Origin of the sequence: Streptomyces sp. 11x1 (genome assembly GCF_032598905.1) — a bacterium.
Taxonomy (GTDB): domain Bacteria; phylum Actinomycetota; class Actinomycetes; order Streptomycetales; family Streptomycetaceae; genus Streptomyces.
In genome coordinates this window covers 9,250,077-9,265,825 of record NZ_CP122458.1, presented here as the reverse complement: position 1 = coordinate 9,265,825, position 15,749 = coordinate 9,250,077, and the positions used below count along the sequence as shown (strand labels likewise).

Below are 15,749 nucleotides of genomic sequence, written 5' to 3'. Positions count from 1 at the left end.
TATGGGCGTTCAACGGGTGATACCTCCGGTGGGGATCTGGCCTTGGGAACCGGCCATGGACTCGATGAGATCGGCGGCTCGTCGGGGTGCGTCGACGCTCCGGTGCTCCTCGGCCAGTGCTCGGGCCCGCCGTCGGTGGCTCCCGTCGTGCAGCACGGTGGTCACCGCGTCACGCAGGTCGGCCTCGGACACGGGCCGCCGTTCGAGGACGACACCGGCACCGGCCCACTCCACCCGCGCCGCCACATCGGGCTTCTCCTCCGACCCCGGTACGACGACCAGGGGCACCCCTTGGGCGAGGGCCGCGTTGACGCCGTTGTAGCCGCCGTTGGTCACCATGGCGTCCACCCGCGGCAGCAGATGGTGGTAGGGGATGAACCGCTCCAGCCGCACGTTCGCCGGCAGCGGCCGGAGCCGTTCGACGTCCAGGTCGCTGCCGGTGGTGACCACGACCAGGACCTCCTGGTCGGCCAGGGCCCGTACGGCCGGGCGGAGCAGCCCGTCGACGTCGTTGGCGGTGGTGCCCTGGGTCATCAGCACCACCGGGCGGTCGCCGTCCAGGTCCTCCCACCAGGCGGGCGGATCGAAGTGCTCCGGGGGCAGTCCGAGGAGAGGGCCCACGAAGTGGGTGCCGGGGAGCAGATCGCTGCGGGGAAACTCGAAGGACGGCACGGTGCCCAGCAGATAGAGGGCCGGGGGGCGGGCGATGTTCTCCATGGCGGAGGAGCGCAGCCGATCCAGGCCGACCAGGGCCCGGACACGGTCGGCCTCCTGGCGCATGTCCCGCATCACCACCTGGTCGGAGACGAACCGGAGCAGCGCGTTGCGCACCCGGCCCAGCGGTGACGAACTGGGTCCGAGCCCCCGGCCCAGGGGTGCGGTGTCCCGACTGCCCAGGATGTAGACGGAGTTGGCCAGCCACGCCACAGGGATACCGGTGCGTTCGCCGACGAAGCAGGCGCCGTAGCACATGTCGTCGGCGAGGATGCAGTCGGCCGGGAACCGTTCGAGGACCTTCAACAGGTCGTCCATCTGGCGGGGCGCGGTCCGGTAGAAGATGTCCCGGACGCCGATCTTGAAGTTCGCCATTCCGCTCAGCCCCGCGTGCTCGGGGAACGCCTCCTCGCGGCTTCTGCCGCTGAAGTCGAGCTCGGGGGTCATGGGTTCGAAGTGCGCCCCGGCCCGCTCCACCTGCTGCTGGAAGGCCCGTCCGGTGTACCACCGCACCTCGTGGCCGCGCCGGGCCAGTTCGCATGCGACCTCCAGCATGCTCACGACGTGTCCCGGTGCCGGGGTGGTAGCGATCAAAACACGCGTCAACGTCGCCTCCGCGAGGGGTCTCGTGATCACCGATCGCGCCGGTCGACCCGATGCTCCAGCGGGCCCGGGTCGACCTGACACGCACGCCAGCATCGCCTCGCCCGGCGGCTGGAACGGCGGCGACGGCAAAACCCCACGTACTCGCGCAGGGTGACACCGCCCTGCCGCGCCGATCACGTGGCCCGACAGCCCGTCGAACCATGCGTGCGCAGGTCCGCCGGGGGATGCGAACGCGCCGGGGCACGACGAAGGATTGCCTCCGGAGCACATTCCCCGCATCGCCTTTTCCCGGAACGAGGAAAGGCCCCGCGTTCATCCAGGACATGCCCCGGCCTCGGACTTCGCCTACTGGAGGAAACCTGTGACGGCACCCTTGCAGGACAGTGACGGGCCGGACGACGCCATCGGCGGACCGAAGCGGGTCACCGTCATCGGCGCCGGTATCGCCGGCCTGGTGACGGCCTATGAACTGGAACGCCTCGGACATCACGTGCAGATCCTCGAAGGCAGTGATGAGATAGGCGGCCGCATTCGCACCCACCGCTTCTCCGGTGCCGGTGAGCCCGGCCCGTTCGCCGAGATGGGGGCCATGCGTATCCCCGCCGGACACCGGCTGACCATGCACTACATCGCCGAACTCGGGTTGCAGAACCAGGTACGGGAATTCCGGACGCTGTTCTCCGACGACGCCGCCTATCTGCCGAGTTCCGCCGGATACCTCCGGGTGCGCGAGGCACACGACACGCTGGTCGACGAATTCGCCACCGGACTGCCGAGCGCGCGCTACCGCCAGGACACCCTGTTGTTCGGTGCCTGGCTGGATGCCAGTATCCGGGCCATCGCCCCACGCCAGTTCTACGACGGACTGCACAGCGACATCGGTGTGGAACTGCTGAATCTCGTGGACGACATCGATCTGACGCCCTATCGCTGTGGCACCGCCCGCAACAGGATCGATCTGCACGCCCTGTTCGCCGATCATCCCCGGGTACGGGCGTCCTGCCCACCCCGGCTCGAACGCTTCCTCGACGACGTGCTGGACGAGACCAGCTCCAGCATCGTGCGGCTCAAGGACGGCATGGACGAACTGCCCCGCCGGCTCGCCTCCCGTATCCGGGGGAAGATCTCCCTGGGCCAGGAGGTCACCGGCATAGACGTGCACGACGACACCGTGACCCTGACCGTCCGACAGGGCCTCAGGACGGTCACCAGAACGTGCGACTACGTGGTGTGCACCATCCCGTTCACCGTCCTGAGGACGTTGCGGCTCACCGGCTTCGACCAGGACAAGCTCGACATCGTCCACGAGACCAAGTACTGGCCGGCGACGAAGATCGCCTTCCACTGCCGAGAGCCCTTCTGGGAGAAGGACGGCATCAGCGGGGGCGCCTCCTTCACCGGCGGCCATGTCCGGCAGACCTACTACCCGCCCGCCGAGGGCGACCCCGCCCTCGGCGCGGTCCTCCTCGCCAGCTACACCATCGGCCCGGACGCCGAGGCCCTGGCCCGGATGGACGAGGCCGAGCGCGACGCCCTCGTCACCAAGGAACTCAGCGTGATGCACCCCGAGTTGCGCAGGCCCGGCATGGTCCTCGCCGTCGCGGGCCGGGACTGGGGCGCCCGCCGATGGTCCCGGGGCGCCGCCACCGTCCGTTGGGGCCAGGAGGCCGCCCTGCGCGAGGCCGAGCGCCGTGAGTGCGCACGACCGCAGAAGGGCCTGTTCTTCGCCGGCGAGCACTGCTCGTCCAAGCCGGCCTGGATCGAGGGGGCCATCGAGTCCGCGATCGACGCCGCGCACGAGATCGAGTGGTACGAGCCACGCGCCAGCCGCGTCTTCGCCGCCTCCCGCCTCAGTCGCTCGGAGCGGTCGGCATGAGCGTCTTCGACCTGCCCCGGCTGCACTTCGCCGGCACGGCCACCACCCACCTGCCCACCGGCGCCCGCAGCGGCCTCGTCGACCTGGCCACCAACACCGCCCTCACGGCCGACGGCCGGCCCTTCCCGGCCCACCGCCCGCCCGCCGAGTACCACGACCACCTCGACCGGCTCGGCCCCCGCTACGACACGACCGGACGACCGGCGCCCGACGGGCCCTTCACCGAGGCCAAGGGCGAGGACTTCGCCGGCAACGGACACTTCGCCGTCGACGCCCGGATCGTCGGCGTCGAGTGCCGCGCGGGCGAACTCGACATCACCGACCCCGTGGTGGGACGGAGCGTCGACATGTGGGGGCACTACAACGAGTACCTCGCCACCACCGTCAACCGCGCCCGCGTCTTCGACCTCGACCCGGCCTCCGAGTGGACCACGACCCTCATGGTGGGACAGTTCGGGTTCGGACGCGACGGACGTTCCCACGACGTCGGCTACATGCTGACCGACACCGTCCACGGCTTCCAACCGCCGCGATGGCACAACCCCGGTCATGTGCGCGACCTCGGGGAAGCCGAGGCACACTGGCTGGCCGAACGTCTGCGCCGGTCCGTGGTCCACCAGTTCGTGGCCTCCGAGGACGACGAGCTGACCTGGTTCGACGGGACCGACGCCTCACCGGCGGTACGGCGACTGCGGGACACGGTGGCCACGGAGGGGGTCGGCGGCCTCGTCGTACAGTTCGCGCTCAGCCACCGGGCCGCCCCCGAGGCCCCCGACCGCCCGAGCCGCTTACGGCTGCGCGGAACCATCGCTCCCTGGCTCCCGCACGAGACGCGCACCTACCCGGCGGGACGGCTGTTGACGCCTCGCCACGGGCCGCACCACCCCACCGTCCCTGGTCTGCACAACCTGACCGTGCGACTGGCGGACGACCACGCCACGTTCAACATGATCACGGCGCTGCCCACGTCCGACCGGACGGCGGGCGACGGCCGCCCCGGGGCCGAACCGCTCGACCTCGGTGACCTCGAACTGCGTACGGCGGACACCGATCGACTGGTCGCCCGACTGCCCCGGCACGCCTATCTCGGGGACGCGTACGCCCTGGCCGGCGGGCTGGTCACCGTGCCGGTCGAGATGCCCGCGCACGAGGCCGCCCACGAGGCACTGCGCCTGCTGGGCACCGGACCCGACGGACCGGTCGTCCATCTGCGCGAGAAGGAGATCAACGTCCAGGTCGACGACGCCTCCCTCATCCTGGAGCACCCCCGGGACACGGCCGACGCGGAGCACGACGTCGAGGTGCTCGTCCGGTCCTTCGTACGGGGCCGCCCGGCCGCCGTCGACGAGATCGGCGTACGGCAGTTCTTCAACCCCCGGGCGCTTCCCCGCGATCCGATCGCGAGCGCCCCGGAGGCCCGGTCGTCCGACGTGGACATCGTCCGGGTGCGGGCGGGACGGCGGGACGACGACGGGCCGTGGTCGAGCGGTTGCCTCCTGAGCACGGACGACGACGGCCGGGGATGGCTGACGCTGCGGGGTGCGACGGCCGGAACCGCCCGCGTCCTGCTGTCCACCGGACCCGACGACGTGCCGTGCGACCCGGACACGCCGGGCTCCGCCGCCCTCGGCCACGACCAGGACAACACGCTCGGTTACTGGCCCGGCGCCGGACACCTGTCGGTGCGGGTGCTGCCCGACGACTGGCGGCTGGCCGGTGTCGGCGAGGACGAGGTGACCTTCGACCTGGTCTACCGGGAGGTCTTCGCCTACTACGAGCACGTCCACTCGTTCATGAAGGCCGAGGTCTTCAGCCTCGCGGACCGCTGCAAGGTGGAGACGTACGCCAAGCTGATCTGGCAGATGTGCGACCCGCGCAACAAGGCGAGGACGTACTACATGCCGCCCACGCGGGAGTTGTCCGCACCCAAGGCCCGTCTCCTGTTGACGTTCCTGCGGGCCCAGCAGAAGCCCGACGAGGTACTGCTGACGACGCCGGCCGTCGGGCGCGGCGGCCGGAGGATCACCACACGCGGTCGGCTCGTCGAGGTGCTGCGCGACGCCGCCGCGATCGAACTCGCCGTCATGCTCCAGTACCTGTACGCCGCCTACTCGGTACCCACCCATGGCGCCGGCGCGGAGTACGTACGCCGGGGCCTGTGGACGCCCGAGCAACTGCGGCTCGCGTGCGGTGACGGCGGGGAGACCCTCGACGAGGGCATCCGCAGCATGCTGCTGACCATCGCCCGCGAGGAGATGATCCACTTCCTCCTCGTCAACAACATCCTCATGGCAGTGGGCGAACCCTTCCACGCGCCCCGGATCGACTTCGGCACCGTCAACCAACAGTTGGCCGTCCCGCTGGATTTCGCCCTGGAGCGCCTGGGGCCCGGCAGCGTGGAGCGGTTCGTACAGATCGAACGGCCCGAGGACCTCGTCGACGAGGTACGGCGCGGCGACGCTCCGGCGCCCCCCGCCGCGTACGACGAGCGGCACCCTTACGCCTCGCTGAGCGAGCTGTACGCGGACATCCGGGAGGGGCTGGAGAGCGTCCCGGGCCTCTTCCTGGTGGACAAGGGCAGAGGAGGCGGCGAACACCATCTCTTCCTTCGCGAGTCCCTCAACCGGCGCCACCCCGACTACCAGCTCGAAGTCGACGATCTCTCCAGCGCGCTGTTCGCGATCGACGTCATCACCGAGCAGGGCGAGGGCGGCGTCCTCGGCCCGCGCGCCGACGAGACGTCCCACTACCACGCGTTCCTGCGCATCTCCGACCTGCTGCGCGGCGCCCCGACGATCGGCGGACGACCGGGCGGCGAACGCTGGAACCCGGCCTACCCCGTCGTACGGAACCCCACGCTCGGGCACGGGAACCCGGCGACGGAGACGGTCACCGACCCCGACGCCCGCGCCGTCATGGAGCTGTTCGATCGCGCCTACTTCATGACGCTGCAGCTGATGGCCCAGCACTTCGGCGAGTGCCCGGACGCCAGTCTGCGGCGGTCGGACCTGATGAACGGGGCGATCGACATGATGACGGGCCTGATGCGGCCGCTGGCGGAACTGCTCGTCACCATGCCGTCGGGGCGCCGGGGCATGACCGCCGGACCCTCCTTCGAACTGCCCGAGCAGCCCGCGCCCGTCTCCCGGCCGGACGTGGCCAGACGCGGTATCGCCCGCCGCCTCGACGACCTCGCGGCGCGGTGCGCCAAGCATCCGCTCGTCCCCCCACGCGTGGCGGAGATGAGCGCCTTCTGGGCCGACCACTTCCGCCCGCCGAGCCGTTAGGGCCTGTTGCGGCCGAGCACTTCCGACCGAAGGAGACGCATGCCATCCGCGACGCTGCCGCGGTTCGACCTCATGGGCTGGGACAAGGAGGACATCGCCCACCCCTACCCGGTCTACCGGCGCTACCGGGAGGCCGCCCCGGTCCATCGCACCGCGTCGGGCCCCGGAAAGCCGGACACCTACTACGTGTTCACCTACGACGACGTGGTCCGCGTCCTGTCCAACCGGCGGCTCGGCCGCAACGCCCGCGTGGCCTCCGGCGACACCGGCCCCGACGCCGCGCCCGTCCCGATCCCGGCCGAGCACCGCGCCCTGCGGACCGTCGTCCAGAACTGGCTGGTCTTCCTCGACCCCCCGCACCACACCGAACTGCGCTCCCTGCTCAGCACCGAGTTCTCCCCCTCGATCGTCACCGGCCTGCGCCCCCGCATCGCCGAACTCGCGAGCGCACTCCTGGACCGGCTCCGCGCACACCGCCGGCCTGATCTCGTCGAGGGCTTCGCGGCGCCCCTGCCCATCCTCGTCATCTCCGAACTGCTCGGCATCCCCGAGGAGGACCACACCTGGCTGCGCGCCAACGCGGTGGCCCTCCAGGAAGCCAGCACCACCCGGTCGCGCGACGGCCGCGGCTACGCACGGGCCGAGGCGGCTTCCCAGGAGTTCACCCGCTACTTCCGGCGCGAGGTGGACCGGCGCGGCGGCGACGACCGCGACGATCTACTCACCCTCCTCGTCCGCGCGCGGGACACCGGATCACCGCTGAGCGTGGACGGCATCGTCGGCACCTGCGTCCATCTGCTCACCGCCGGCCACGAGACCACCACCAACTTCCTCGCCAAGGCGGTCCTCACCCTGCGCGCCCACCACGACGTCCTCGACGACTTGCGCGCCACACCCGAGTCGACACCGGCCGCCGTCGAAGAGCTGATGCGCTACGACCCGCCCGTGCAGGCGGTGACGCGCTGGGCGTACGAGGACATCCGGCTCGGCGACCACGACATCCCGCGCGGCAGCCGGGTGGTCGCCCTGCTGGGCTCGGCGAACCGGGACCCGGCGCGCTTCCCGGATCCCGATGTGCTGGACGTCCACCGCGCCGCCGAACGGCAGGTGGGCTTCGGCCTCGGCATCCACTACTGCCTCGGCGCGACCCTGGCCCGCGCCGAGGCCGAGATCGGCCTGAGGGCCCTGCTGGACGGCGTCCCCGACCTCGGCCGAGGAGCCCACGAGGTCGAGTACGCCGACGACATGGTCTTCCACGGCCCGACGCGGCTCCTCCTCGACCTGCCCGACGCCGCGTGACCCCCCGGCCGCCCCTTGCCCCGGCCATCCCTCGACCTCGCACCAGCAGGAAGGCACAGCCATGACGCAGCAGTCCGACGCCACCGCAGACTCGGTCGGTGAGGTGTACGACCAGTTCGCCGACGCCGGCGCCAGCACCGCGATGGGCGGCAACATCCACGTGGGTTACTGGGACGACGACCCCGAGGTGCCGATCGCCGAGGCCACCGACCGGCTCACCGATCTCGTCGCCGAGCGCCTCGCGCTCCGCCCCGACCGGCATCTGCTGGACGTGGGCTGCGGCATCGGCGTACCGGCTCTCAGGATCGCCGGAGCGCACGACGTCCGGGTCACCGGGATCACCGTCAGCCAGCAGCAGGTCACCGAGGCGGCCGAGCGGGCGGTGGAGTCCGATGCCGGGGGCCGGGTCTCCTTCCGGCTGGCGGACGCCATGGACCTCCCCTTCGAGGACGTCTCCTTCGACGGCGCCTTCGCCATCGAGTCACTGCTGCATCTGCCCGACCAGACACCCGCGCTCACGGAGATCCACCGTGTCGTCCGCCCCGGCGGCCGGCTCGTCATCGCCGACCTGTGTCAGCGCCGGCCGTTCACCGGCGCCGACGAGGCGGTACTCGACGGGATGCTGCGGATGTACGAGATCGCCGGGATCAACACACCCGACGAGCATCACGCGCGACTGGCGGAGGCGGGCTGGGAACTGCTGGAGCTGACGGACATCGGTGAGCAGGTCCGCGCCAGCTACGGGCATGCCGCCGCCGCGTTCCGGGGCCTCGCCGGGGCTCTCGACGCCGGGGCGGCGCAGCAGATGAATGCGGCGGCCGACCTGATGGAGACCTTCGGTGGGCATCCGGACTCCGGTTACGTCCTGATCACCGCGCAGCGGTCCTGACGGGACGGGGAGACCTGTGATGTCTTCCGGTCTCGGCCCGCCGTCCGCCGCCGTACGCCCGCGTGAGGACCGTACGACGGCCGACCGGGTCGCCCTGTCCGCCGCGACCGCCCGCGGGGCCCGGTCGCGGACCGAGGAGGTGCGGGCCTGGCTGGCCGAGCGGCGCCGTGCCCATGTGTTCGAGGTGACGCGGATACCGTTCGCGGAGCTGCGGCAGTGGCGGTTCGAGGAGGGCACCGGCAATCTCGTGCACCGCAGCGGACGGTTCTTCACCGTCGAGGGCATGCACGTCGTCGAGTCGGACGGGCCCTTCGGTGACGGCCCGTACCAGGAGTGGCAGCAGCCCGTCGTCCGCCAGCCCGAAGTGGGCATCCTCGGCATTCTCGCCAAGGAGTTCGACGGAGTGCTGCACTTCCTGATGCAGGCCAAGATGGAGCCGGGCAATCCCAATCTGCTCCAGCTCTCCCCGACCGTGCAGGCCACCCGCAGCAACTACACACGGGCGCACCGGGGCACGGACGTCAAGCTCATCGACCATTTCTTCCGGCCCGACCCCGACCGGGTCCTCGTCGATGTCCTGCAGTCCGAACAGGGCTCGTGGTTCTACCGCAAGTCCAATCGCAACATGATCGTGGAGACCGTCGACGACGTTCCCGAACTGGACGACTTCCGCTGGCTCACCCTCGGCCAGATCGCCGAACTGCTGCACGAGGACGACCTGGTCAACATGAACGCCAGGACCGTGCTGTCGTGCGTGCAGTACCCGGACACCTCCCCCGGGGCGCTGCTCTCCGACGCCCAGCTCCTGTCCTGGTTCACCGGGGAGCGCTCCCGGCACGACATACACGTGGAGCGCGTCCCGCTCGCCTCCGTGCGCGGCTGGAAGCAGGGTGTCGAGGCGATCGAGCACGAGGACGGGCGCTACTTCAAGGTCGTCGCCGTCTCCGTACGGGCCGGCAACCGCGAAGTGGTCGACTGGGACCAGCCGTTGCTGGAGCCGGTCGGCCTGGGGGTCAGCGCCTTCCTGGTGCGCGAGATCGAGGGCGTACCCCATGTTCTGGTCCACGCCCGGGCCGAGGGCGGATTCCTGGACACCGTCGAGCTGGCTCCGACCGTCCAGTGCACACCCGGCAACCACGCCCACCTCACCGCGGAGCACCGCCCGCCGTTCCTCGACACCGTCCTCGACGCCCGCCCCGAGCGCATCCGCTACGAGGCCGTCCACTCCGAGGAGGGCGGACGCTTCCTCAACGCCAGGAGCCGCTATCTGCTGGTCGACGCCGACGACGTACCCCTCGCCCCGCCCCCCGGCTACACCTGGGCCACCCCGGGCCAGCTCAGGACCCTCACCCGGCACGGCCACTACCTGAACGTCGAGGCCCGCACGCTGCTGGCCTGCGTCAACGCGACGGCCGCACGGCCGCGAGGAGGACAGTGACATGGGGTACACACCGCTGATCACCGTGCTCGGTGCCTCGGGTTTCGTCGGGTCGGCCGTCACCCGAGCGCTGGCGTCCCGGCCCGTTAGGCTCCGGCTCGTCTCCCGTCGGCCCTGCGCCCACTCCCCCGGCACGGCCGAGACCGATGTCGTCACCGCCGATCTCACCGACCGGGCCGCGCTGGCCGCGGCGGTTCAGGGTTCGGACGCGGTGATCCATCTGCTGCTGGGTGAGGGCGGCTGGCGAGCCGCCGAGTCCGACCCCGGTGCCGAGCACGTCAACGTCGGTGTCATGCGGAACCTCGTCGACGTACTGCGGCCCGCGCCCGGCGACGCGACACCCCCGCTGGTGGTGTACGCCGGTGCCGCCTCGCAGGTCGGGGTGCCGCCCCGGGAGCCCCTCGACGGCAGCGAACCCGACCGCCCCGAGACCGCCTACGACCGGCAGAAACTGACCGCCGAACATCTCCTGCTCAAGGCCACCGCCGAGGGCCGGGTACGCGGCATCGGCCTGCGCCTGCCCACCGTGTTCGGCGAGAGCACGGCGTCCGGCACCGGCGACCGAGGCGTCGTGTCGGCCATGGCGCGCAGGGCCCTCGACGGGCAGACACTCACCATGTGGCACGACGGCACCGTGCGCCGCGACCTGGTCCATGTCGACGATGTCGCGGCGGCGTTCACGGCCGCCCTCGACCACCCGGACGCCCTCGTGGGCGGCCATTGGCTGATCGGCGCCGGCCGGGGCGACGCACTCGGCGACGTCTTCCGGCTGATCGCCCTCATCACGTCCGAAGCCCTCGGGCGGCCCCCGGTCGACGTGGTCTCCGTCGAACCGCCCGCGCACGCCCCCGTGACCGACTTCCGCAGCGTCACCCTCGACTCCTCCGCGTTCCGCGCGGCCACCGGTTGGCGACCCCGGATCTCCCTGCCCGAGGCAGTGCGCCGCACCGTCACCGCCCTGGCCCGGGAGCGGACCGGGAGCCGGTGACGGCAGCGCCCCCGACCCCTACTCACCACAGGCGTACGGCTGTGCGCCGCAGTACTGGAAAGGCTGGACGATGACCACGCGTGTATGGGACTACCTGGCGGAGTACCGAGCCGAGCGGGCGGACATCCTCGACGCCGTCGAAACGGTCTTCGAGTCGGGCCAGTTGGTGCTCGGCGCGAGTGTGCGCGGCTTCGAGGAGGAGTTCGCCGCCTACCACGGGGTGGACCACTGTGTGGGTGTAGACAACGGAACGAACGCCATCAAGCTCGGTCTCCAGGCCCTCGGTGTCGGCCCCGGCGACGAGGTGATCACGGTGTCCAACACCGCCGCCCCCACCGTCGTCGCCATCGACTCCACCGGCGCCACCCCCGTCTTCGTCGACGTCCGCGAGGACGACTTCCTCATGGACACGAGCCAGATCGAGGCGGCCGTCACCGAACGCACCCGCTGTCTGCTTCCGGTCCATCTGTACGGCCAGTGCGTCGACATGGCGCCGCTGAAGGAGATCGCCGTCCGGCACGGGCTGGTCGTCCTGGAGGACTGCGCCCAGGCCCACGGCGCCCGGCAGGGCGACACCATGGCCGGCACCACCGGTGACGCCGCGGCCTTCTCCTTCTACCCGACCAAGGTCCTCGGCGCGTACGGCGACGGCGGCGCCACGATCACCGGCGACGCCTCCGTGGCCGCACGCCTGCGACGCCTGCGCTACTACGGCATGGACGAGCGCTACTACACCCTGGAGACCCCCGCCCACAACAGCCGCCTGGACGAACTCCACGCCGAGATCCTCCGCCGCAAACTTCGGCGCCTCGACACCTACGTCAAGGGCCGCCGCGCCGTCGCCGAACGCTACGCCGACGGCCTCGCCGACACCGACCTCGTCCTGCCGCGCACGGTCCCCGGCAACGAGCACGTCTACTACGTGTACGTCGTCCGCCACCCCCGGCGTGACGCCATCATCGAGCGCCTCAAGGCCCACGACGTCCACCTCAACATCAGCTATCCGTGGCCGGTCCACACGATGACGGGCTTCGCCCACCTCGGCTACGCCAAGGGCTCGCTCCCGGTCACCGAGGCACTGGCCGGCGAGATCTTCTCGCTGCCGATGTACCCCTCGCTCGCCCCCGACCTCCAGGACAAGGTCATCCAGGCCGTACGCGAGGTGCTCGCCACCCTGTGACCGCCCGCCAACTCTCTTTTCGCACCCCGTCGTTCGCCGAGTCACTGGAGCAGAAGTGAAAGCACGCCCGCTCACCGTCGAGGGAGCCGTCGAGTTCACCCCCCGCGTCTTCCCCGACGACAGGGGCAAGTTCGTCTCGCCGTACCAGGAGGCGGCGTTCACCGAGGCCCACGGCGCCCCGCTCTTCCCCGTGGCGCAGACCAACCACAGCGTGTCCCGGCGTGGTGTCGTACGCGGCGTCCACTACACGGCGGCGCCCCCCGGCACCGCCAAGTACGTCTACTGCGCCCGGGGCCGGGCCCTGGACATCGTCGTCGACATCAGAGTCGGTTCGCCCACCTTCGGCCGCTGGGACACGGTGCTGATGGACCAGCGGGATCACCGGGCCAGCTATTTTCCCGTCGGGGTCGGCCATGCCTTCGTGGCCCTGGAGGACGACACCGTCATGTCGTACATGCTCTCCGAGAGCTATGTCGCCGAGCACGAACTCTCCCTGTCCGTCCTGGACCCGGCCCTCGGGCTGCCGATCCCCACGGACCTCGAACCGGTCCTCTCCGAACGCGACCGCGCGGCCGTCACCCTCGCCGAGGCCCAGGAGAAGGGCCTGCTGCCCGACTACGCCCGCTGCCAGGAGATCGAGCGGGGACTCGCCCTCCGGGCGAGTCCCGTGGCGTAGCCCCGCACCGACGAGGCGCATGGCGGAGGCCGCCGCTCCGCACCACCCCTGACCACCCCGGCGACCGTCCCTTCCTGGCGACTGTCCCTTTCTCACCGTCGATCGATCCGAAAGGCCGTTCCCATGACCGACTCCGCCCAGACCCTGCCCGTGCCGGAAGCCGTCGGTGAGCTGTACGACCGGCTGACGCTGAGCGCGATGAACGACGGCTCGTTCAACCCCAATGTGCACATCGGCTTCTGGGACACCCCGGGCTCCGAGGCCACCATCGAGGAGGCGATGGACCGCCTCACCGATGTGTTCATCGAACGGCTGAACGCGTACGCCACCTCCCACGTCCTCGACCTCGGCTGCGGGGTGGGCGGGCCCGGCCTCAGGGTCGTGGCGCGCACCGGGGCGCGGGTCACCGGCATCAGCATCAGCGAGGAGCAGATCAGGACCGCCAACCGGCTGGCCGCCGAGGCCGAGGTCGCCGACCGTGCCGTGTTCCAGCATGGCGACGCGATGAAACTGCCCTTCGCCGACGCCTCGTTCGACGCCGTGATGGCGCTGGAGTCGATCTGCCACATGCCCGACCGGCAGCAGGTGTTCACCGAGGTGTGCCGGGTGCTGCGCCCCGGGGGCCGGATCGTTCTCACCGACATCTTCGAGCGCCACCCGCGCAAGGCGGTACGACACCCCGGCATCGACAAGTTCTGCCGCGACCTGATGTCGACCACGGCGGACATCGACGACTACGTGGCGCTGCTGCACCGCTCCGGGCTGCGGCTGCGCGAGATCGTCGACGTCACCGAGCAGACCACGCTGCGCCTCGCCGACGAGATCGGCAGGCTCGCGGCCGTAGAGGAGCGCCCCGTGGCCATGGACGAGGGCAACTTCGACTTCGGCGACGACTCCTTCAAGCCCTCCGACCTGGCGGGCGTCGATGACTTCGGTTGCCTCCTGGTCACCGCCGAGCGCCCCTGACCCGCTGAAACGCCGGGAGGCCCAGGGGCACCTGCCCTCCCGGCGCCCGTCCCCCGGGCCACGAGCCCACGCGTCCGCGACACGGACCCACAAGGAGAGGCAGGAACGAGATGACGCATTCCGGTGAGCGGACCGATGTGCTGATCGTGGGCGGCGGCCCGGTAGGGATGGCGCTGGCGCTGGATCTGACGTACCGGGGCATCGACTGTCTGGTCGTCGACGCCGGTGACGGCAAGGTCCGGCACCCCAAGGTCAGTACCATCGGCCCCCGCTCGATGGAACTCTTCCGCCGCTGGGGCGCCGCGGACGCGATCCGGAACGCCGGCTGGCCCGCCGACCATCCCTTGGACATCGCCTGGGTGACCAAGGTCGGCGGCCACGAGATCTACCGCTACCGGCGGGGTACGGCCGCGCACCGCCCGACCTTCGTCCATACTCCCGAGCCCGATCAGATCTGCCCCGCCCACTGGCTCAACCCGGTGCTGATCGAGGCCGTGGGCGTCCACCCGGACGGCCCCCTGCGACTCCGTACGACAGTCGACGGCGTGCTCCAGACCGACGACCACGTCGAGGCCACCCTCACCGACCACGCCACCGGCACCACCGGCACCGTCCGGGCGCGCTTCCTGGTCGCTTGTGACGGTGCCTCCTCGCCCATCCGCCGGGCCTGCGGCATCGAGGCACCGGCCCGCCACCGTACGCAGGTCTTCCGCAACGTCCTCTTCCGCGCCCCCGAACTCAAGGACCGCCTGGGTGAGCGGGCCGCCCTGGTCTACTTCCTGATGCTGTCGTCCACGCTGCGCTTCCCCCTGCGCTCGCTGAACGGCAGCGACCTGTACAACCTGGTCGTGGGCGCCGACGACGACACCGGCGCCCGACCCGACGCCCTGGCCCTGATCAAGGACGCCCTGGCCCTCGACACCCCGGTGGAGCTGCTCGGCGACAGCGAATGGCATCTCACCCACCGTGTCGCCGACCGCTACCGGGCCGGACGGGTCTTCCTCGCCGGCGACGCCGCGCACACCCTGTCGCCCTCCGGCGGCTTCGGACTCAACACCGGCATCGGCGACGCCGCCGATCTCGGCTGGAAGCTCGCCGCCACCCTGGACGGCTGGGCCGGGCGGCGCCTCCTCGACACCTACGACAGCGAGCGTCGACCGATCGCCGAGGAGAGCCTGAACGAGGCCCACGACAATCTGCGGCGCACCATGAAACGGGAGGTCCCGCCGGAGATCCACCTCGACGGACCTGAGGGCGAGCGGGCCCGCGCCGTGATGGCGGAGCGACTCGAGAACAGCGGCGCGCGGCGGGAGTTCGACGCCCCGCAGATCCACTTCGGACTGCGCTACCGCTCCCCGGCGATCATCGACGACCCCGACGTACCGATCCGCCAGGGGCAGCCGGACGCCGACTGGCGGCCCGGCAGCGAGCCCGGGTACCGCGCCGCGCACGCCTGGTGGGACTCCACGACCTCCACGCTCGACCTCTTCGGCCATGGCTTCGTCCTGCTCCGCTTCGCGGACCACGACGGCCTCCCGGCGATCGGGCGCGCGTTCGCCGAGCGGGGCGTACCCCTGACCGTGCACCAGGGACAGGACACGGAGATCGCGAAGCTGTACGCACGCTCCTTCGTCCTGGTCCGCCCCGACGGTCACGTCGCCTGGCGCGGCGACGACCTGCCCGGCGACCCCATGGCCCTGGTCGACACGGTGCGGGGTGAGGCCGCGCCCCGTGAGCCGCGGGGCTGAGGCCCACGCGGACTCCCGTCCGCCGGTGGGACGGCTCGAACCGAACCCTTCTGACCTGTATGTTCCTACAGTCCGTGCACGG

General features: G+C 71.0%; 11 protein-coding genes. 10 read left to right on the top strand and 1 reads right to left on the bottom strand.

The genetic code is table 11. The annotated features are described in order from the left end of the window. Positions 1–9 precede the first annotated feature (9 nt). Positions 10–1,269 carry a glycosyltransferase gene (locus P8T65_RS40770; RefSeq protein WP_399102241.1) on the bottom strand — a complete coding sequence of 420 codons (1,260 nt, stop codon included), beginning with the start codon at positions 1,267–1,269 and terminating at the stop codon, positions 10–12. Between the two features lie 412 nt (positions 1,270–1,681). On the opposite strand from P8T65_RS40770, the gene P8T65_RS40765 reads away from it, so the two are divergent. The 10 genes from P8T65_RS40765 (at position 1,682) to P8T65_RS40720 (ending at position 15,667) form a co-directional block, all read left to right on the top strand. Continuing rightward, positions 1,682–3,196, top strand: a complete 1,515-nt coding sequence (locus tag P8T65_RS40765) for an NAD(P)/FAD-dependent oxidoreductase (RefSeq protein ID WP_316730434.1) — start codon at positions 1,682–1,684, stop codon at positions 3,194–3,196. Then, positions 3,193–6,483, top strand: a complete 3,291-nt coding sequence (locus tag P8T65_RS40760) for a ferritin-like domain-containing protein (protein ID WP_316730432.1) — start codon at positions 3,193–3,195, stop codon at positions 6,481–6,483. Before P8T65_RS40765 ends, P8T65_RS40760 begins: the two co-directional genes overlap by 4 nt. Before the next feature lie 39 nt (positions 6,484–6,522). Further along, positions 6,523–7,782, top strand: coding sequence for a cytochrome P450 (locus tag P8T65_RS40755; protein WP_316730431.1), 1,260 nt, complete (start codon positions 6,523–6,525; stop codon positions 7,780–7,782). A gap of 61 nt (positions 7,783–7,843) precedes the next feature. Further along, positions 7,844–8,671, top strand: coding sequence for a 3'-O-demethyl-4'-N-demethyl-staurosporine methyltransferase StaMA (staMA, locus tag P8T65_RS40750; protein ID WP_316730429.1), 828 nt, complete (start codon positions 7,844–7,846; stop codon positions 8,669–8,671). A gap of 19 nt (positions 8,672–8,690) precedes the next feature. Further along, positions 8,691–10,109: an NDP-hexose 2,3-dehydratase family protein gene (locus tag P8T65_RS40745; protein ID WP_316730428.1), complete on the top strand. Its 1,419-nt coding sequence runs from the start codon at positions 8,691–8,693 to the stop codon at positions 10,107–10,109. A 1-nt stretch (position 10,110) separates the two neighbouring features. Further along, on the top strand, positions 10,111–11,097 hold the full coding sequence (locus P8T65_RS40740) for an NAD-dependent epimerase/dehydratase family protein (protein WP_316730427.1): 987 nt from the start codon (positions 10,111–10,113) through the stop codon (positions 11,095–11,097). Positions 11,098–11,167: 70 nt separating this feature from the next. Continuing rightward, positions 11,168–12,277, top strand: coding sequence for a DegT/DnrJ/EryC1/StrS family aminotransferase (locus P8T65_RS40735; protein ID WP_316730425.1), 1,110 nt, complete (start codon positions 11,168–11,170; stop codon positions 12,275–12,277). Between the two features lie 55 nt (positions 12,278–12,332). Continuing rightward, complete coding sequence (locus P8T65_RS40730) at positions 12,333–12,953, top strand: dTDP-4-dehydrorhamnose 3,5-epimerase (RefSeq protein ID WP_316730424.1); 621 nt, start codon at positions 12,333–12,335, stop codon at positions 12,951–12,953. A gap of 123 nt (positions 12,954–13,076) precedes the next feature. Then, positions 13,077–13,919: a 3'-O-demethyl-staurosporine methyltransferase StaMB gene (gene staMB / locus P8T65_RS40725; protein WP_316730422.1), complete on the top strand. Its 843-nt coding sequence runs from the start codon at positions 13,077–13,079 to the stop codon at positions 13,917–13,919. A 110-nt stretch (positions 13,920–14,029) separates the two neighbouring features. After that, on the top strand, positions 14,030–15,667 hold the full coding sequence (locus tag P8T65_RS40720; protein WP_316730421.1) for an FAD-dependent monooxygenase: 1,638 nt from the start codon (positions 14,030–14,032) through the stop codon (positions 15,665–15,667). Positions 15,668–15,749 lie beyond the last annotated feature (82 nt).